Origin of the sequence: Dyella acidisoli (assembly GCF_030160295.1) — a bacterium.
Classification (GTDB): domain Bacteria; phylum Pseudomonadota; class Gammaproteobacteria; order Xanthomonadales; family Rhodanobacteraceae; genus Dyella_B; species Dyella_B acidisoli.
The window spans coordinates 22,761-41,708 of sequence record NZ_BSOB01000010.1 but is presented as its reverse complement, the minus strand read 5'-3'; the positions used below and the strand labels follow the sequence as shown (position 1 = coordinate 41,708).

At 59.2% G+C, this 18,948-nt stretch carries 14 protein-coding genes; 9 read left to right on the top strand and 5 right to left on the bottom strand.

Annotation, left to right across the window (positions count from 1 at the left end; translation table 11 throughout):
- Nucleotides 1-42 precede the first annotated feature (42 nt).
- The gene (locus QQJ86_RS04965; RefSeq protein WP_284319816.1) at nucleotides 43-1,023 is read left to right on the top strand and encodes a GlxA family transcriptional regulator; all 981 of its coding nucleotides are present in this window, start codon (nucleotides 43-45) and stop codon (nucleotides 1,021-1,023) included.
- 29 nt (nucleotides 1,024-1,052) lie between these two features.
- Nucleotides 1,053-2,315: an NAD(P)/FAD-dependent oxidoreductase gene (locus QQJ86_RS04960; RefSeq protein ID WP_425604578.1), complete on the top strand. Its 1,263-nt coding sequence runs from the start codon at nucleotides 1,053-1,055 to the stop codon at nucleotides 2,313-2,315.
- 185 nt (nucleotides 2,316-2,500) lie between these two features.
- Here the strand turns inward: QQJ86_RS04960 and QQJ86_RS04955 are convergent, their stop codons facing one another.
- Nucleotides 2,501-4,879, bottom strand: a complete 2,379-nt coding sequence (locus QQJ86_RS04955; RefSeq protein WP_284319815.1) for a TonB-dependent receptor family protein — start codon at nucleotides 4,877-4,879, stop codon at nucleotides 2,501-2,503.
- 459 nt (nucleotides 4,880-5,338) lie between these two features.
- On the opposite strand from QQJ86_RS04955, the gene QQJ86_RS04950 reads away from it, so the two are divergent.
- The 3 genes from QQJ86_RS04950 (at nucleotide 5,339) to QQJ86_RS04940 (ending at nucleotide 8,852) form a co-directional block, all read left to right on the top strand.
- The gene (locus QQJ86_RS04950) at nucleotides 5,339-5,791 is read left to right on the top strand and encodes a DUF3574 domain-containing protein (RefSeq protein WP_284319814.1); all 453 of its coding nucleotides are present in this window, start codon (nucleotides 5,339-5,341) and stop codon (nucleotides 5,789-5,791) included.
- Between the two features lie 197 nt (nucleotides 5,792-5,988).
- Nucleotides 5,989-7,584, top strand: coding sequence for a SulP family inorganic anion transporter (locus tag QQJ86_RS04945; protein WP_284319813.1), 1,596 nt, complete (start codon nucleotides 5,989-5,991; stop codon nucleotides 7,582-7,584).
- Between the two features lie 239 nt (nucleotides 7,585-7,823).
- Entirely contained in the window at nucleotides 7,824-8,852 is a 1,029-nt protein-coding gene (locus QQJ86_RS04940; RefSeq protein ID WP_284319812.1) for a hypothetical protein, read from the top strand.
- Between the two features lie 164 nt (nucleotides 8,853-9,016).
- Here the strand turns inward: QQJ86_RS04940 and QQJ86_RS04935 are convergent, their stop codons facing one another.
- Together QQJ86_RS04935 and QQJ86_RS04930 are read right to left on the bottom strand one after the other, a co-directional pair.
- Complete coding sequence (locus tag QQJ86_RS04935; RefSeq protein WP_284319811.1) at nucleotides 9,017-11,383, bottom strand: TonB-dependent receptor; 2,367 nt, start codon at nucleotides 11,381-11,383, stop codon at nucleotides 9,017-9,019.
- A 285-nt stretch (nucleotides 11,384-11,668) separates the two neighbouring features.
- A complete protein-coding gene (locus QQJ86_RS04930) occupies nucleotides 11,669-12,766 on the bottom strand; it encodes a hypothetical protein (RefSeq protein ID WP_284319810.1) in 1,098 nt (365 codons plus the stop codon).
- A gap of 154 nt (nucleotides 12,767-12,920) precedes the next feature.
- Between QQJ86_RS04930 and QQJ86_RS04925 the strand changes: the two genes are divergently transcribed.
- A complete protein-coding gene (locus QQJ86_RS04925; RefSeq protein ID WP_284319809.1) occupies nucleotides 12,921-13,829 on the top strand; it encodes a LysR family transcriptional regulator in 909 nt (302 codons plus the stop codon).
- Nucleotides 13,830-13,943: 114 nt separating this feature from the next.
- Nucleotides 13,944-14,927: an aldo/keto reductase gene (locus QQJ86_RS04920; protein ID WP_284319808.1), complete on the top strand. Its 984-nt coding sequence runs from the start codon at nucleotides 13,944-13,946 to the stop codon at nucleotides 14,925-14,927.
- A 173-nt stretch (nucleotides 14,928-15,100) separates the two neighbouring features.
- Here the strand turns inward: QQJ86_RS04920 and QQJ86_RS04915 are convergent, their stop codons facing one another.
- Together QQJ86_RS04915 and QQJ86_RS04910 are read right to left on the bottom strand one after the other, a co-directional pair.
- Nucleotides 15,101-16,180, bottom strand: coding sequence for an NAD(P)H-dependent flavin oxidoreductase (locus tag QQJ86_RS04915; RefSeq protein WP_284319807.1), 1,080 nt, complete (start codon nucleotides 16,178-16,180; stop codon nucleotides 15,101-15,103).
- A 211-nt stretch (nucleotides 16,181-16,391) separates the two neighbouring features.
- Nucleotides 16,392-17,297, bottom strand: a complete 906-nt coding sequence (locus QQJ86_RS04910; protein WP_284319806.1) for a LysR family transcriptional regulator — start codon at nucleotides 17,295-17,297, stop codon at nucleotides 16,392-16,394.
- A 116-nt stretch (nucleotides 17,298-17,413) separates the two neighbouring features.
- Between QQJ86_RS04910 and QQJ86_RS04905 the strand changes: the two genes are divergently transcribed.
- Both QQJ86_RS04905 and QQJ86_RS04900 read left to right on the top strand, forming a co-directional pair.
- Nucleotides 17,414-18,298, top strand: a complete 885-nt coding sequence (locus QQJ86_RS04905) for an aldo/keto reductase family oxidoreductase (protein ID WP_284319805.1) — start codon at nucleotides 17,414-17,416, stop codon at nucleotides 18,296-18,298.
- 92 nt (nucleotides 18,299-18,390) lie between these two features.
- Nucleotides 18,391-18,795, top strand: coding sequence for a GFA family protein (locus QQJ86_RS04900; RefSeq protein ID WP_284319804.1), 405 nt, complete (start codon nucleotides 18,391-18,393; stop codon nucleotides 18,793-18,795).
- Nucleotides 18,796-18,948 lie beyond the last annotated feature (153 nt).

Below are 18,948 nucleotides of genomic sequence, written 5' to 3'. Positions count from 1 at the left end.
GTCATATACTGCCATCCTCCGTGGATCACGGACACAGGAGTCATGGCATGGCCAAGACGATCGCCTTGCTGGCGCTGCCCCGGTGTGCAGTTGCTGGATGTTTCCGGCCCGCTCGACGTGTTTGCCCAGGCCAATATCGAGGCGGGGCATGCGTTCTACGCGCTGCAAGTGATCGCTTGCAAACGCGGCCCGCTGATCAGTTCGTCGGGCGTGCGCTTGCTGCCGGATCGGGTGGCCTGCGAATCGGACGAACGTGTCGATACCTTGCTGGTGGCAGGCGCTCCGCACGCTGCCGACTATGCGATGCCGACTGCGACGCTGGCCTGGCTGCGCGGCATGGCTGTCCGCGCTCGGCGATATGGCTCGGTGTGCACCGGCGCATTCGTGCTGGCCGGCACCGGGCTGCTGCGAGGTAAGCGCGTCACCACGCATTGGGCAGCAGCAGATCGCCTGCGGCAGGAGCATCCCTCGGTCACTGTGGACGAAGACGCGCTTTACGTACGCGATGGAAAATTGCGTACGGCAGCGGGCGTCACAGCAGGGTTGGATCTGTCGCTATCGCTGGTCGAGGAAGACCTTGGTCGCGACATTGCCATGCGCGTGGCTTCGCAATTGGTGATGTTCTTCAAGCGGCCCGGTGGGCAAATGCAGTTCAGCCGTAGCGGTGAAACGCGGCCTGCGGGGCGTTCCGTGTTGCAGGAAGTCCAGCGCTGGATCATGGCGCATCCGGAGTTGGAGCATAGCGTTGCAGAGCTTGCCGAGCGCGCGGGCCTGAGTCCGCGTCACTTCGCGCGCCTGTTTCATGCCGAAGTAGGCAGCACGCCGGCAGCGTGGGTGGAAGCTGCGCGCGTCGCCGCGGCCCGCGCGCTGTTCGAAGCCGGTCATGCCGCACCGAAACAAGTGGCCGCGAAGTGTGGTTTCCAAAACGTCGATACGTTCCGGCGAGTGTTTGCCAAGCATGTGGGCGTGACGCCAGCCGAGTACCGTAAGCGCTATGTCCCGCATGATCCGTTGCAAGCTTAATCATCTAGCCCTGCATAAGGAGCGCCATCTTGAAGCCCACTTCCCACCAACACCGCGTCGTCATTGTCGGCGCCGGCTTTGGCGGCCTCGAAGCCGCGAGGCATCTAGGCAACCAATCCGTGGACGTCACGTTGATCGATCGCAGCAATCATCATGTCTTCCAGCCGCTGTTGTATCAGGTGGCGGGTGCGGCGCTGGATATCTCGCAGATTGCCTGGCCGATTCGGCGCGTGCTGCATCGCTTCAAGAACATCACCACGTTGATGGCCGAAGTGAACGGCGTCGACGTTGCCGGCAAGGCCGTGCTGCTCACCGATGGTTCGCGTATTCCTTATGACACGCTGGTGCTCGCCACCGGCGCCACGCATGCCTACTTCGGTCACGACGAATGGGCACGGTACGCGCCAGGATTGAAGACGCTGGGCGACGCGCTGGCGATACGGCAACACCTGTTGACGTTGTTCGAGCAGGCAGAGCGGGAGCCCGATCCCGCCAAGCGGCAGCTTCTGCAGACCATTGTGGTAATCGGCGCTGGCGCCACCGGCGTGGAGCTTGCCTGCACCATCGCCGAACTGGCGCATGAAGAAATCCATGGAGACTTTCGCCACGTCGATACGCGCAAGGCGCGCGTGGTGCTGGTCGAAGCGGCATCGCGCGTGCTGTCCGGTTTTCCCGAACCGCTTGCCGATTACGCGCAGCACACCATGGAGCGGCTTGGCGTCAACGTGCTGCTCAATCATCCGGTCACCGAATGTCGCGAAGATGGCGTTGTCTGCAAGGACCAGTTCATTGGCGCGGGTGCAGTGTTCTGGGCGGCCGGCGTGCGCGCGTCACCGGTGGCGCAGTGGCTGGGTGTGTTGGCGGACAGGGCCGGTCGCGTGAAGGTGGAGCCCGATCTTAGTGTTACCGCGCAACCGGAAATTTTCGTGATCGGCGATGCGGCCACGGTAGAACAGAAAAACGGCAAGCCAGTGCCGGGTCTTGCTCCGGCGGCCAAACAAGAAGGGCGTTACGTGGCGGACGTGATCAAGGCACGTTTGCGAAACAGCGCATTGCCGCCACCATTCCGCTATCGCAACTACGGCAATCTCTCCACCATTGGCAAGCACACGGCGGTGGTGGATTTCGGCAAGGTGCGGCTGCGTGGGCGACCTGCCTGGATCTTATGGGCGATTGCGCACATCTACTTTTTGATCGGCGTGCGAAATCGGCTGCTAGTGGCGCTGAATTGGCTGTGGCTTTACATCAAGGGTGATCGAGCGGCGCGGATCATTATCAGCCGAAAGAGTTGACCGCTGCGGCAACTGGTGGGTTGCCATGAAAGTCATCTAACCTCACCGCCGTCATTCCCGCGAAAGCGGGAATCCATCTTGCTCTGATGCATCTTTGAAAATGGATTCCTGCTTTCGCAGGAATGACGGCCAAGAGGAGGCGTGTACTTTGACGGCGACCTACGCCACGACAAGAGCCTTGTCTGCTAGAACAACTCCGTACTAAGCGTCAAATACCACTGCCTCGGCGCACCCACGTAATACGTGGGCGACGATGTCTCCGCCGAAAGCGTCGGACTCGACGGCAGCATCAAATAGCGGCGGTTGAGCAGGTTCAGCGCATTGATCGCAATCGTCGGCTTATGCAGCACGCTGAAATCCGGCAGCTCGTAGCTGGCGCTGCCATTGAGCGTGAAATTGGATGCCACACGCTCGGTATTCAAAAAGTCACCGTACTCGCTGCCGGTGAATTTGCCATTGAGATTCAGCGTCAGGCCGTTCGCCGAGTAGCGCGCGCCCAGGTACGCCATGTTGCGCGGCGTGCCGGGGAACTGCTTGCCTTTGGTGGCATAGAACGCAGCTGCGGTATCCGCGGTGGCGGGCAAGTTGAGATCCTGCTCCACCTTGGCCTGCGTATACGTGTACGAGCTGTACAGCGTGAAGCCATGCCCGAGGTCCAGATTGCCTTCCGCGTTCAAGCCGGCCATCCGCGTTCGGCCTGCATTGATGTAGTAGTTGATGAAGGTGTTCGGGTCCAGACCTACCGCCGTGCGATTGCCCATATTGGCGAGGTACGCATCGGTGTGCAGTGTGAGCGGCCCATGCGTAAAGCGCCAACCGATTTCGTTGGACCACGCGCTTTCCGGCAAGGGTGCTGGTAAACCGAGTCGCGAATTGCCATAGGTGGCGGCATCCGGCGGCGCGCGGAAGGTGCGGGTGAGGCTGTAGTAGAGCTGGTTGTTGTCGTCCAGTTTCCAGGAGGCGCTTACTGACGGCAGGAAGCGGTGGTAGCGATTATCGGAGTTCTGATAAGACGTCCAATCCACCGGATCGGGATTGCCGGGGTACAGCACGAACTGATTGTTGCGCTCGGTATGCAGATAGGCCACGCCGGCGTTGAACGTCCATGCATCGTTGAATGTCCAGGTGTCTTCCACGAACGCTTTTTCCACCGTGGTGACGTCGTATTCGGAATAGTTTTTCCAGATCTGTCCGTTGCTATACGTAAGCAGCTTATTGTCGCCCCACACCGACTCCGGTGCGCCGGTCTGCGGATCGACGTAAGAGGCGTCGATGTATTCCAGCTGGCGCGATCGCTCGTACCAGATACCCCAGTCGAGCGTGTTGTCCATTCCCAGTGCCAGCGTGAACTTGGCATTGATACCTGGGCGATAGGTGATCGGACGGTACGCTTCGTACGCCGTGTACTGACCATCGGTGAATTGATTCGCCTGTACCACCGGCTTGCCGTTGACGAACTGCAACGGCAGGAATCCGCCGAAGCTGCCGTTGCCGTCACCGAACTGGAAGTAGGGAATGACGGAAAGCGAAAGATTGCTGCCGAACTTGAACTCGCCGTCCAGGCTCGCTACCCACGACTTGAACGGGTTCTGGAACAACCGGAAATAATTGACCTGGGTGACTGTGGCCGGGTCGCTGTAAAGCGAACTGGCGGGGAAACCACCGGCAGGCGTAGGCGTCCAGGTTGTGCCGTAGTCGTAGCTGTAGCCGTATTGCGCCGCCTGTGCCTTGGTCAGCGGCATGTAGAAATAATTGTGCTCGCGATTGAGGTTGAAGTTGGCGGTAATGCTGTCGTTATCGTCGATCGTCCACACCGATTTGGCCTGGATGCGATCGATGTGGTTGTAGCCGCCGCCACGCCATTTGTCGTCCGAGTTGCGCGATATCGAAATCCAGCTGCGCACCGGACCGATCGCGCCGGTATTGATGCGCAAGAAGGTGCTCAGCGCATTGTTGCTGCCTACCGTCTGGCCCGCGTACACGTTGAAATTTTGCGTAGGCGTGCGGGTGATGAAGCTGATGTGGCCGCCGACTGCGCCAAGATCCGGCATGTCCAGATCCGCCGAGCCTTGCGACACATTGATGGATTCGTAGTTGCGCGCTTCGCCGTATTCCGAAGCGTAGGGAATGTAGTTGCCCGCATCGTTCACCGGTACGCCGTCGAGCGTTACGCCGATCTCGCTCGCGTTGAAGCCGCGGATGGTGTAGCTGCTGGCATCGGTAAGACCGAAGCCGTCGCTGGAGGCAGAGTTCACACCCGGCGCGCTGTTGATGATCTGCGTGTAGTCCGCCGTGATCGGCACTTCGGCGATCGCCTGTGCGGTGATCGTCGATACCTGCTTGGGTTGATCCTGGACGGCCATCAAGCCACCGGCCAGCGATTGAGCATTGACGTTGACCGTGGAAAGCGTGGTGCTCTTGTGCGTCTTTTCGTTCGTGTCGCTGCTACTGGTGTTGGGTGCTTGCGTTGTGTTGTCCGCGTGCGCAGTGCCGACGGTGCCCAGCATCAGGGCGGCCAGCGCAAGCCAAAGCGGTTTGTGACGACGAACTGCGGATGTATGCATGCCTGGTCTTCCCCCGGAACGAAATGTGCCGAAAAACAGCGCGTGCCCAGTCTTTCTTTACTGGCGCCCGCATGGCCTTAAATGACAAGCGAAAACACCGCAGAAGCCGATCTAAACGCCGGCTCCCTCCCGATGCTGCGATGTAACAATTTTTTTATCGTAATGACGCGAACTTGTCTAGGTCGCGTGGTGCGGTCAACGCTCGTTAGTTCGAGATATGGCTGGTAAGTCCCTTGAATCTACGTCAATAAACAGATTGGAAGAATTTTTTTACTTATGGTGCTATGCCCCTGCATGAAGGATTGCTTACGGTGTGCTGACGCAACAAATTGCGAAGGCTTGTTTGAAACGTCGCTGGCGCCAATCCGCTAGGGTTGGTTGCGAAAGCGGCGGCCCGTCATCAATACTCGCGTGCAGGACGCACGCATCTGGACGTCCAAACGTTTTGAAGGGGAATGCATGAAGATCCACCGTTCGCTGCTCGCCGCAGTATTTGCGTTGCAGCTCGCTGCCTGTGCCACCACCTCCGCACCTACCGCTTCTTCTACTTTGCAAGGCGATGCAGCGCATCCGGCGCAAACGCAAGGCTGGGTGGATACCAAACTCTACTTCGGCCTTGGCCCTGCGGATCACCCGGAGCAGGGCATCAGCGAAACGCAATGGCGTGGCTTTCTCGACAAGGAAGTCACATCGCGTTTTCCGGACGGCCTGACCGTGATCGACGTATATGGCCAATGGCAAGGCAAGCAGGAAACCGCGCCCGAACGCCTGCATTCGAAACTGCTGGTGATCTATTACCTTGATACGAACGACAACCGCGGCAAGATCGAGGCGATACGCGCCGCGTGGAAGCAGCGCACAGGGGATCAGTCGGTGTTGCGGGTGACGCAGCCGGCGGATGTGTCGTTCTAGCCTTCTCATTCCCGCTCCCCTCTGGGGAGAGGGTTAGGGTGAGGGGACAATCTTGCGATAGAGCCGACTTTCCTCGCTTGAAGAACGTGAAGCGATGACGCGATAGGCGCAAGCATCATGGCAAGCGCGGCCCCTCACCCCAACCCTCTCCCCGAAGGGGAGAGGGGGTTCGTATTCCGAAACATGTGAGACAACTTGTGACCCAATCCAGCAGCAAAATCCCCCTCTTCGTCAGCGCCGACTTCAACGGCTTCCTGGGTTTGCTGGTGGATAACCTTTCCGTGATGGCGTTTCTCGCCACGGCCTTGATCGGCATCTTCGGTTTTCCCGCTGATCTTGTTTACACGCGAATGTTTCCCGGCACCACGCTAGGCATCCTGCTTGGCAATCTTGCTTACACGGTAATGGCACGCCGTGTGGCGAAACGCACCGGTAAAGCGGATACCACCGCCATGCCGCTGGGTGTGGATGCACCGACAACGATCGGCTTGGCGCTGCTCGTGCTGGGGCCTGCATTCCTCAGCTACAAGCAGGCAGGTATGGACGAGCATGCTGCTGCGATCGCTACTTGGCAGTTGGGCATGGCATCGCTGGTGGTGATGGGCGTGTTCAAGACGGTGCTGTCGTTCTTCGGTGCGATGGTGCAGCGGCACGTGCCGCGTGCGGGGTTGCTTGGTTCCATCGCCGGCATTGCACTGGTGCTGATGGGCTTTCTGCCGCTGGTGGAAGTCATGAAGGTGCCGGTGGTTGGTTTTGCCGGTCTTGGCGTGGTGCTGTATGCGTTGGTGGCGCGCGGCCATATGCCGTGGAATCTGCCGGGCGTGCTCGTCGCGTTCGTCGTCGGAGTGCTGCTGTACGAAGTGCTTGGTCCGCTCGGCTGGCTGGGGCATGGCTATCATCCAGCGGCGGCATGGCAGTGGCGCTTCGCACTGCCGTGGCCAACGTTGGAATGGCTGCATGGCCTGCCGCTGACGATTCCCTATTTGCCGCTGATTCTGCCGTTCGGATTGCTGATGGTGGTGGGCGGCATCAACGTCACCGAGAGCGCAAGCGCTGCCGGCGACAACTACAACACGCGCGACATTCTGCTGGTGGAAGCACTGGCCACTTTGATCGCCGGTTTCTGCGGCGGTGTCGCGCAAACGACGCCGTACATCGGCCAGCCGGCGTATCGCGCAATGGGCGCGCGCACGGGTTACACCTTGGTGGCCGGCATCGTGATCGGTCTTGGCGGCATCTTCGGCTACCTGTCCAACCTGGTGGAAATGCTGCCGCTTGCGGTGCTTGCGCCGATCCTGATCTTCGTCGCCATCGGCATTACCGCGCAGGCATTCGAGGCAACGCCGGTGCGTCATGCCGCGGCCGTGGTGTTCAGTTTCTTTCCTGCCATCGCGCGCATGGTCGCGATCAAGCTGGGTGATCCCACTTATGTATCGCCCGAGCACTTCAACGCGTTATACAACGACGCATCACAAGGTATTTCCGAGCTTGCCGTCATCAACGTGCTAGGCAACGGTTTCATCATCACGTCGATGATCTGGGCCAGTTTCGTTGTTGCCATGATCGAAGGCAGGCCACGCCAAGCGTCGTGGATCGCCTTGCTTGGCGGCGCGCTCACTTTGTTTGGCGTGATCCATTCGGTGACGCCAGCCGGCAATTTGTATTTGCCGTGGACGCTCGATGCAGGCATGCGTTCGATCGTGCTGCAATTTGCAGGCGCCTACCTGGCGCTGGCGGCGGTACTGTTGGTGTTTTCCTTCTGGCGCGGCAAACCTGGGCCGGCGCACGCTTAGGTTGGGATGCAAACCCCAGCGTTGCGATTTTTGGTGGTACCCGAAGTTGGGGTTTGCACCCCAACTTACACAGGCTGAGTGGACGGATATTGGCCTCAAATGACATGTTCTGGCATGGTGTTTGCCAGTCATGAGCAGGGGCTTGCACGTGACTTGCGACGGATCACGGTAATTTTTAACGAATCCGGTCATCGTGCCTAACTGCATTCAACTACCAGCATCGAGCTCAGGGGGGCCTAATGATCGAGCTGGAACTACAGGCGCTCTCGCTTTCGCGAGAGGGCTTACTTATGGACGTTGGACGCGTGGTCGCAGCGTCCGGTTTTGCCCTGGTGCGGCAGCGCCTGGTGGATGATCGCAACGGCGTACTGCTGACGATGGTCGTGCGTGGGCCGGAGCGTAAGCAGCGTGCGCTGGAAGCGACGTTGGACAAGCACGAGCGCATCATCAGCTTCGAGGTTTCGCCGTTCGTCGACGGACCGCCGAAGCCGCATTTCGCCGCAGCGCGTTCAGTGGCCAAGGATTACGTTCCGCCGCCACCACCCGCGCCTGCGCCGGCACCCATTGTCGAAAGCAAGGTTCCCAAGCCCGCCGAAACGAAAACACCGAACTTTCAAGCAGGTGTGGCGCTGGTGCCGCATGTTCGTCCTGTTTCGCCGGCATTTGAGCTCGTAGCGCCCGAGGTATCTGAGGCAACGCCGGCGCCTGCACCAAAACCAGAACCACTACCGGAGCCTGAGCCCGAGTTCGATTTCATGCGTGCTTCAGTGCCTGCACCTGCGCCGGTGGTGGCAGAAGAGCCGTTCGTGGAAATGGTGCAGCTCGAAGCGGACCAGGCTGCAGTGGAAAAGCTGCTGCCGAAGCTGATGGACGATTACCCACAGATATTCCCGTTGGTGAAGAAACTGGAGCAATCCGTGCAGCCGGGCGCGCGCGAATCGTCCTTATTGCTGGTAGGCCAGCGTGTGGGCGCCTGGGTGTTCCAGCGTCAGCATGCGTTGAATACAAAGATGGATCTTGAAGCAGCGATGACGCGCGTAGGCGTTCCCGCATTGAGCGCGCTGCTGGAAGTCGAATACAGCGGAAACCAATTGCACATCCGCAACAGTCCGCTGTGCGCGGAAGATGGGCATTCCGGATGCAAGTTCCTCAGCGGTTATCTGGAAGGCTTGCTCGGACCGGTGATCGCATCGCAGGGCTTGTCGATCTTCGAAGTGTGTTGCCGCAGTTTCGGTGCGGATGAGTGCGTGTTGGCGGTGATGGATTGAGCGAAGTGTTTATGCTCGCCACGAGCTACTCCCTCCCCTACGTGTAGTAGGGGAGGGTTGGGGTGGGGTGAAGCAACCTCGCGGTGAATTCAAGCTTCGCGGCAAGCTCGTGCAGCCCCACCCCAACCCTCCCCTGCAAGCAGGGGAGGGAGCCATCAGCAAGCTCAAAAATCGACGTCAATACTGCCAGTAATCGTCCGCGGCGGCGCAACGATTCCGCGAATGAAGCTGTTGCCGAAGTAATCCGTATCCGTATACGCCGTATTCAAATACTCGCGACTCAGCAGATTGTCGACATTCAAACCGACGCGGACTTGTTTGCCGAAGCCCGACTCCCGCAAACGAATCGTATCGCTGACCCCCAGGTTGACCACCGCATACGGTTTGATCGTGGATGCCGTCGGCGTACCCGCATATAGCTGATCGACGTACTGTTTGCCGACAAAGCGCGCATCCAGATTGAAACGCCAGCCTTCGTACTTCCACACGAATCCGGCGCTGATCAGATCCTGCGGCACGCCCGCCAGCGGTTGGCCGGCGTTCACCGTTCCCGCGTAGTCGGAGACGAAGCTGGAAGTGAACTTGGCCTGGTTGTGCGCATAGTTGAAGTACGCGCTGAAATCGCCAAATGCGGTGGCGCCAAAGTTGTTTTGCAGTTGCAGCTCGCCACCCTGGTAGCGCGAGCCGCCGCCGTTGGTGAACGTGCTGAGCAAGGTGACAGGGTCGGTGACGGTGACGAAGGTGTTCGTGAAGTTTTCGCGATAGCCGTTAACCGCTACGCTGAAACCGTCTAGCTGATAGCGCACGCCGATTTCGTAATCTTGCACGTACTCGGGTTTCACGTGGGGCGGAGCGATGGTGTTGTTGCCGTTGGCATCCGTCTGGAAAGCGCCGTAGTAAGCGGAGATATCCGGCAGCTTGAAGTTCTTGCCGTAGGAGGCATAGACGTTCAAGCCATCCACGATCTGGTAGTTGATGCCGAAGGTGGGCGACACGAAATGTTCCGTGTCGTGCACTTCGCCGGCTATCGGGTAGTAGATGCCTACTGCATCGCGGTCCGTAGTGCTGGCGTAGATGTATTTCACGCCCGGCGTGAGGTGCAGGGTGTTATCGAACAGGCTGATGGTGTCTTGCGCGAAGAAGGACGTCAGCGTGCGGCGGTCGTGTTCGTCCCAAGTGTCGTTGTAGCCAAGAATTTTCGGTACGGGGGAGGAGCCGTACCAGTATTCGCGCGAGTAAAGCTCGCCATAGGTGGCATTGGCACCGACGACGATTTCGTTCTGCGGAAGCTTCAGCGTAAGCGTTGGCGTATCGCCGACGCCTTTCGTGGTGTAGCCATAGAAATGGTAGGCAGTGCCGTTTTGCGCCGAACCGAATGCTGCGGCCGGATCGTAGGTAGGGCCGTTGGGGTTGCCTAGCCAGAACGCGGACGAGCTCGGATCGTCCTCTAGGTTGTACGGCTGTGTCGCGCTCTCCTGGAAGAGCGGGTTCGAGAACGAGGTGCGCAGATAGTCGTTGCGGCCTAAGAAAAACTTGTTCTGGAACAGGATGTCATCGCTGAATTTCGACTTCAGATCGACGATGTCCATCCAGTTAGTGTCTTTGATGGGTGAGTTGGTCCAGCTGAGCGGCCATTGGTAATTGCGACCGTATTGCTGCTGCAGCGGCGCTGGCATGTTGAAGGGCGAGAAACCCTTGTTGTTGTTGAAGAGCAGATAGTTCGACAGGCGGTTGTTGTCGTTGAAGTCGTAAGTCAGACCCCAATAGAAGTTGTTGTTGTGGTCGCCGGTGTTGTCGATCCAGCCGCGGCTAGCCGAATGCTCGAACGAGAACACCTGCTTGATGCCGTTCCAATCACCGGTATTGAAAGTGCCGTGATAGTCCCAGCTCTTGAAGCTGCCATAACTCGCGCCGACACTGCCGCCCATGGTGTCGTCAGGTTGGCGCGGTACGAAATTGATGGTGCCGCCGAGCGAGTTATACGAATTGACCGCGGGATTGTTGATGCCGCGATAGACCTCCACCGACTGCAGGTTGCTCGGGATCAGCAGGACATTGTTGCGGTTTTCCGCCTGGTTGGTCACGCCACCGTTGAACAAGTCGTTGAGCGCTACGCCGTCGAAAGTCTCCGAGAACTGGCTGGAGTTGAAGGCGCGCAGATAGATCGTCGTTTCCACGCCGTTCGGGCCGTTCGCATAAGCGAACACCGAGGGCTGCTGGTTGAGCATGGTCTGCACGGTCAGGGTAGGGCCCGGCGACAAGTTGCGGAGGGTGTCTTCGTCGATCAGGCTTTGCGTGTACGCCGCCGTCGGCGGCACGGTCTGTACCGTTGCACTCACGGACACACCGGTGAGCTGCTTGACCTTCTCTTTGGATTTCGCCGATGACGAGTTGTCCTGGTCGGAGGTTGTTTCCTGGGCGGGTGCTGTACTTGCCTGGCTATCGGCAGCTGCGACTGCGATGGAGCCGCTTATCAAACTGACGGCGATTAGAGTGGCCAGCAGGGTCCGGCCATGCGTGCGTGTGATCATTTGCAAAAATTCCCAAGAAAGGCGCATTGCGATGATGGTCGTGCACGGTTCCGACCGCCGCGAACAGCGTGTTTTGTTGCAACACGGTGACATGCGGCGCTGATCGGCATGAGTCTTGGCGACTCGATCGCGCCTTATCTATATAGAGTGACCAAGCAAGCGGGAACTAGCTCGCTTTCGTGTCAAGGCTTAGTTCTAGCTTAGCAAGCACATAAAAAAGCCATGGCGTGTGGAAACGCCATGGCTTTGTCAGGCAGATGTAAGTGAAAACTGCCGCGAAATATTTCAGGAATGTTGCTGCGTGGCGTATGTGCACGCGTTATAGAAATCATTGAGCACCTTGCGCACGCCACCCACTTCGAAGGCGAAGCCATAACGAATGCCGGTGCGATCGCGCACCCATGCACCCATCGCTTGCGCGGATGCCATGTGCTGCAATTGATCCAGCGGGTAGATGCGTTGAAGCACCACAGATTGATCGACTGCAGTAGCGCCACCTTGCTGCGGCAGCGTTTCCTGCTGGTTGATCTCGAAGTACGAGTGCACTGCACGCGCTACGGTTTGTCGCGCACGTACGGTGCCGATCGTGTCGTAAGTGGCGAGTTCCGCGCCACCCGGTTTGCACAACAACGTGATCGTATGTTCGCCGTTGCGATCGCTCTGCTTGAGTTCGAGATACGGCGCATCCTGCACGTATTTGTACGTGGCAACCAGGTCGAGCCGGCCGTTGTTGGCAAGACCCTTGGCGATCATTTCGTCAGCATTTGGCCACAGGATGGGATCGGCCGTTCCCGTTGCCGAGGCTGCGGTAAGCGCAGCATCGGCAATGCCCATCTCTTTCACGTAGGCGCTGATCTGCTCAGGTGCCTGTTGCGCCGGATAAGTAGGAAAACCAATGCGATCGCTACCGCTGGCCGCCCAGCGGAAGCGGCCGCCCAGATAAGCATAGGCACAGGCGCCTTCACAGATGGCGGATTTATTGACGATGGGAGTGTGCTTGGGCAATCGCGGCGTGCCCAGGTGCGTCACCATCGAGCCTTGCCGGAACATTCGCCCCAAAGCCATGCCGGCGTCGACGCTGCCGCCAGGCGAATTCAAATAGATGTCCGAACCGTTGGGAATCTTGCCCGACTTCACCAGTAACTCGAAGCGGCGCGGCGCATCGCTGTCGATCGGTCCGTAGAGATAGATCTGCGGCACTCGGGCCATACTCAACGTCATGCGATCGTCGTTCACCTGCATGGCGAGCTGGCTGGATGCCGCGTTCTTGGAGGTGCTCTTTTCTGCATGCACCTGAAAGGCTGGAGTGATGCAGGTGGCCAATAGCGAGAGGCTTGCCAGCTTCCAGTAAAGAGGGCGTTGAAAGGTGTTGCGATACGGCACGAGCATTCCCTGTTTTAACGGATGTTGCTTTGAAACCACGCAGTCTCACTGGTTCCTGATGTCCTGCGTGTGAATAACGGGGCGCGGGCGGCGGGTAGGGGTGCCGTCAAGGCGGAGCGTATAATTCACGCTGGTCCATGAAGGGGATTCATGAATGCCGCGGGAGACCTTCAGTGATCTTCTGGCCTTTCTTGCCGTCGCGCGGGAAGGGAGCTTTACGCGTGCGGCAGCGCAACTGGGTGTGTCCCAATCCGCGTTGAGCCACACCATTCGCGCGCTGGAAACGCGGCTTGGGCTGCGGTTGCTCTCCCGCACCACGCGCAGCGTATCGCCGACCGAAGCTGGCGAACGATTGCTGCGCACCATTGGTCCTCGTTTCGAGGAGATCGAGGTCGAACTGGCGGCCTTGAGCGAATTCCGGGACAAGCCGGCCGGCACGGTGCGCATCACCACCGCCGAACATGCAGCCAACTCCGTGCTGTGGCCAAAGTTGGCGAAGGTGTTGCCGAACTACCCCGACATCAAGGTGGAAATCAGCGTCGACTACGGCCTCACCGATATCGTGGCACAGCGTTTCGACGCGGGCGTGCGCCTGGGCGATCAAGTAGAGAAAGACATGATCGCCGTGCGCATCGCGCCGGACATGCGCATGGCGGTGGTCGGCGCGCCGGCTTATTTTGCGAAGCGGCCGCGCCCACAGAAACCGCAAGATCTGGCGGCGCACGATTGCATCAACCTGCGGCTGCCTACGCACGGCAGTCTGATGGCATGGGAATTCGAGCGCAAAGGGCAAGAGCTCAAAGCGCGCGTGGAAGGGCAGTGGGTGTTCAACAGCAGCAGCCCGATGCTTCGCGCTGTCCTAGCCGGATTCGGCCTGGCCTATCTGCCCGATGACATGGTGCAGCGGCATGTGCGCGAAGGGCATCTTGAGCGCGTGCTCGAAAGCTGGTGTTCGACGTTCCCTGGTTATCACTTGTATTACCCGACTCGCCGCCAATCTTCGCGTGCGCTATCCGTCGTGATCGATGCATTGCGCTATCGAAAGCGCGATGAGGATTCATGAGCGCCGTACATAAGGCCATGCGGTTTGCCGATCTTAATCGACGCGAAGTTCCTCTCTAGCATGTGCGCATGAAACGACGCTGCCTGCGTCGTGCAGCACTTGGAGAACACCGTCATGCAAAAGCGCAGACTTGGCAACAGCGGCCTGGAGGTTTCGGCAATGGGCCTGGGTTGCATGGGCCTCAGCTTTGGCTATGGTCCGGCCGTTGAAAAATCCGTGGGCATTGAGCTTATTCGCGACGCTTTCGAACGCGGCGTCACATTCTTCGATACCGCCGAAGTCTATGGACCGTTTACCAACGAGGAACTGCTCGGCGAAGCCGTTGCACCGTTCCGCGATCAGGTAGTGATCGCCACCAAATTCGGTTTCAAGGACGGCTACCCGAACAGGGGGCTTGATAGCCGACCCGAGCGCATCCGCGAAATGGTAGAGGCATCGTTGAAGCGTTTGAGGACCGATCGCATCGATCTGTTCTATCAGCACCGCGTCGATCCGAACGTGCCGATGGAAGAAGTGGCCGGCGCCGTCAAGGATTTGATTCAGCAGGGCAAGGTGAAGCACTTCGGCATGTCGGAAGCCGGTGCGCAGTCGATTCGCCGCGCGCACGCCGTGCAACCGGTCGCCGCATTGCAGAGCGAATACTCGCTGTGGTGGCGAGAACCCGAGCAGGAGATTCTGCCTACGCTTGAAGAACTCGGCATCGGCTTCGTGCCGTTCAGCCCGCTCGGCAAAGGTTTCCTCACTGGCGCCATCAACGAAAACACCACCTTTGACCAGAGCGACTTCCGCAACGTGGTGCCGCGTTTCTCCGAGGAAAACCGCAAGGCCAACGCGAGTTTGGTCGATGTGCTAGGGCAGATTGCGAACAGCAAAGGCGCGACGCACGCGCAAATTGCCATTGCGTGGTTGCTGGCGCAGAAGCCGTGGATCGTGCCGATTCCCGGTACCACCAAGTTGCACCGGCTGGAGGAGAACATCGGTGCGGCCAACGTCGAGTTGAATGCTGCTGATCTTGCAGCCATTAAATCGGCGCTTGCGCAGATCACGGTAGTGGGTGAGCGTTACCCAACGCATTTGCAGCAGCTAGTTGGGCGTTGATACGTAGGTTGAGGATGCAAACCCATGAGACATCCCTACGTTTTTTGCTTGGTGGTTTTCCCAGAATTTTGAAGTTATGCAAGCTCACTGTGATCTTTCAAACCGCCCAGGCGTCATCCCAGCTTTCACTGGGATGACGAGCAAAGAACGTGGGGGCATATCACAGTGCAAACCTACGCATTCAACGCGTGCTTCAACTCGCTCTTCAACACTTGCATCAACGCTTGCGTCGACATCGCACGTGCCAATGGCGCCGCTTGCCCAGCCCAATGCGCACCATAACCAGGTTGTCCGGCCGCCTTGCCTGCTGCATTGAGCGATTTGCCGGCGTCGTAGGTGATGGGATAGTCGGGAACCGCATCGTCCGGCACATCGGCACCCCAACGCGTGAATGCATTGGCGAGGCTGCGCGCAGGGCGCCCCGAAATCACGCGTGTCATCGTGGTGTGATGAGCGGCATCGCCGAAAAGAAGCGCGCGGAAGCCTGCGTCCGCGAGTGATTCATCCGTGCCGACGAACGCCGTGCCCAACTGTGCGGCAGCCGCGCCGAGCTTCAGGGTGGCAGCAACGCCGGCGCCATCCATGATGCCGCCCGCGGCAATCACAGGAAGCTTCAGCGCACGCACCAGCAAACGCGTCAGCGCGAAGGTTCCAAGCCGGCTGTCTTCACCATCCGGATCGAAAATGCCGCGATGGCCGCCCGCTTCGTAGCCTTGCGCGACGATGGCATCAACCCCGGCTGCTTCGAGCAACGTCGCTTCATGCACGTTTGTTGCGCTTGCCAGCAACACGATACCTGCCTGGTGCAATGCTGCGATCTGATCAGGGCGCGGTACGCCGAAATGAAAGCTCACCACTTTCGGCTTTTCTTCCACGAGCATGGCCAGCATGTCGTCGTCGACAAGGAACGATGTGTAGATCTCATGTAACGCGGCGGGTGGCTCGGCGCCAGCGCGTTCGAATACGGGGCTGAGACGTTGGAGCCAGGCTGCTTCTTTTTTCGCATTCGCCTGCGCTGGCTTATGCACGAACACATTCACGTTGAGCGACCCATTGCTCAGCGCACGAAACTGTTGAATGGCTTCACGCGCTTGGTTTGCCGTCATGGCGCCAACACCCAGCGAACCTAGTCCACCGCTGTTGCTGACTGCTGCGGCCATGGCCGGTGAAGATACGCCCGCCATCGGCGCCTGGATGATCGGCACGTCGATGCCAAGCAGTTCGAGCAGGGGCGAAGTAGAGGAAGTCGCCATGGCAGAAAGCTCCTGAGCGAATGAAAAGGATGAGAAGCTGCGTGGAGATGGCGGTGACTCTACCCGCCTTGACTTGCTTAACGAAGGGATGGCGCGTGGCAGTCGATCTTCCGCGAAGTGGAAGACTCATTGGTTGTTGTAGGTTGGGTTAGCGCAGCGTAACCCAACAAATTCCGGTCATCGCCGTTGGGTTACGCTGCGCTAACCCAACCTACAGCGACGCGTTGTCCTTCACGAAATCCACAAACGCACGCAGCGGTGCGGGCAGATGCTTGCGCCCGGGATAGTAGAGAAACGGCCCGGAGAAGTTTTGCCACCAAGGCTCAAGGATCGGCTCGAGCGCGCCACTATCCAGATGCTGACGCAGCATGCCTTCGAAAAGATGGATGATGCCAAGCCCGGCAACCGCCATGTCCACAGCCAGATGTACTGCCGCACCAAGCCTGACCAGCAGCGGCCCGGACGGATCAACGTGGATCACCTCGCCATTGCGCTCGAATTCCCAGATCGGCGTGGCACCGCTCGCGAATTGTCCGCGCAAGCACGCGTGAGAAAGCAATTCGCGCGGATGTTCAGGGCGGCCATGCGCATCCAGGTAGCTGGGCGCGGCGGCGGTGGCGAAGCGTTGCACGCGAGGGCCGATGGGAATGGCGATCATGTCCTGCTCGAGCCGTTCGTCGTAGCGAATGCCTGCGTCGCATCCGGCGGAAAGCACGTCGACAAAGCTGTCTTCCACGATCACTTCCACGCGGATGTCCGGATAAGCTTTCAGGAAGGCCGCCAAAATAGGCGGCAACACGATGCTCGCCACGCTTGCCGGCACGTTGAGCTTCAACGTGCCGGCTGGCCGATCGCGAAAACCGTTCAACACATCCAGCGCCGCTTCCATTTCAGCAAGCGCCGGCGCCAGCCTTTCGATCAGGCGCGAACCTGCTTCGGTGGGCGCAACGCTGCGGGTGGTGCGATTGAGCAGGCGCACGCCGAGCTTGGATTCGAGCCGGCGCACGGCAATGCTGAGGCCGGAAGGGGAAACACCACTGATGCGGGCCGCATCGCGGAAACCGCCGGCTCGGGCCACGGCAACGAATGCGGCGAGATCGTTGATCTCCACAGTCATTGTTCAATTCCTTGCACAGCCCGTGCACATTGAAGGGGATTATCTAACAAACAGGCCGGGCGCATAGTGGTTTCCGTTCCCTCAAATCCAATACCCCCAGGTCCAAGGAGACTTCCATGTCCAAGCTTTCTTCCGCCGGCACGTTTGCGCTCGCCGGCCGTACCGTGAACCGCATGGGTTACGGCGCCATGCAACTGGCCGGCCCTGGTGTTTTCGGCCCGCCGAAGGATCGCAACGCGGCCATTGCCGTGCTGCGCGAAGTGGTGGCGTCCGGCGTCAATCACATCGACACCAGCGATTTTTACGGGCCGCACGTTACCAATCAGCTTATCCACGAAGCCTTGCATCCATATCGGGATGATCTGGTGATCGTGACGAAAGTCGGCGCTGTTCGCGGTAGCGATGGCGCATGGCTGCCCGCACAGCAGCCGGAGGACATCAAACGTGGCATCTACCACAACTTGCGCAATCTCGGGCTGGAACGCCTGGATGTGGTCAACATGCGCATCGTGGGCGAAGTTCATGCGCCTACTGAAGGATCGATCGCAAAACAGGTTGCTGCGCTGGCCGAACTTCAGCAACAGGGCCTGGTTCGCGAGATCGGGCTGAGCAATGTGACCGCCAGGCAAGTTGCCGAGGCACGGGGCATCGCGAACATCGTTTGTGTACAGAACCATTACAACCTGGTGCATCGTGCCGATGATGCGTTGATCGATGAACTGGCCAGCCAAGGCATCGCTTACGTGCCCTTCTTTCCGCTCGGTGGTTTCACGCCGCTGCAGTCGTCGACGTTGTCCAACGTAGCCGCTTCACTGGGGGCGACGCCGATGCAGGTTGCGCTGGCCTGGCTGCTCCATCGTGCGCCGAATATCCTGCTGATTCCGGGTACATCTTCCCTGGTGCATTTGCGTGAGAACCTGCAGGCCGCATCACTGAGCTTGCCGAACAGTGCACTCGCTGAGCTGGATGAAATGGGGCAGGTTGCCACGCAACATGTTTGATATCGCCATGGCCGGCCCGTTCCAACCGGGCCGGCTCGCGTGGACGTACCATTCACAGACCTGAGTAGCGTGAATGTGAAGGGGAATCATCCATGACTAGCAGAACGGCTTCCTGCTGTTGCGGACAACTACGCATTGAAGTGCAAGGCGAAACGCTGGGCACGGGCGTCTGTCACTGCCTTGCCTGCCAGCAGCGTACCGGCAGCGTCTTCGCCACGATTGCCGCTTACGCCGCTCCGTACAAAGTCACCGGCACCGCCACCGAATACGTGCGTACTGGCGATCACGGTGCAAAGTTCCGCTTCCGGTTTTGCCCCGTTTGCGGAAGCAATGTGTTTCATACCGGTGAAGGCGAAGAAGGCTTCGTGATGGTGGCGGTGGGTGCTTTTGCCGATCCTGATTTTCCGCCGCCGCAGGATTCCGTTTACGAATGTCGCAGGCACGCTTGGGTGCAACTGCCGGAAGGGATCGCACGGTACGACAAAGATCCGCCGTGAATGCTGTTAGTTGCGATGTCAAATTCAGTGCAGCGCGATAGCAAATTATTTAGCTTGTGACGACCGCGTATACATTTTGCGGCGCGCTCGTATTTTTCGTTGCCGTGAAGTCCACTCAATCGCTGCATGAATTTCACATCTGGACCACGGGGT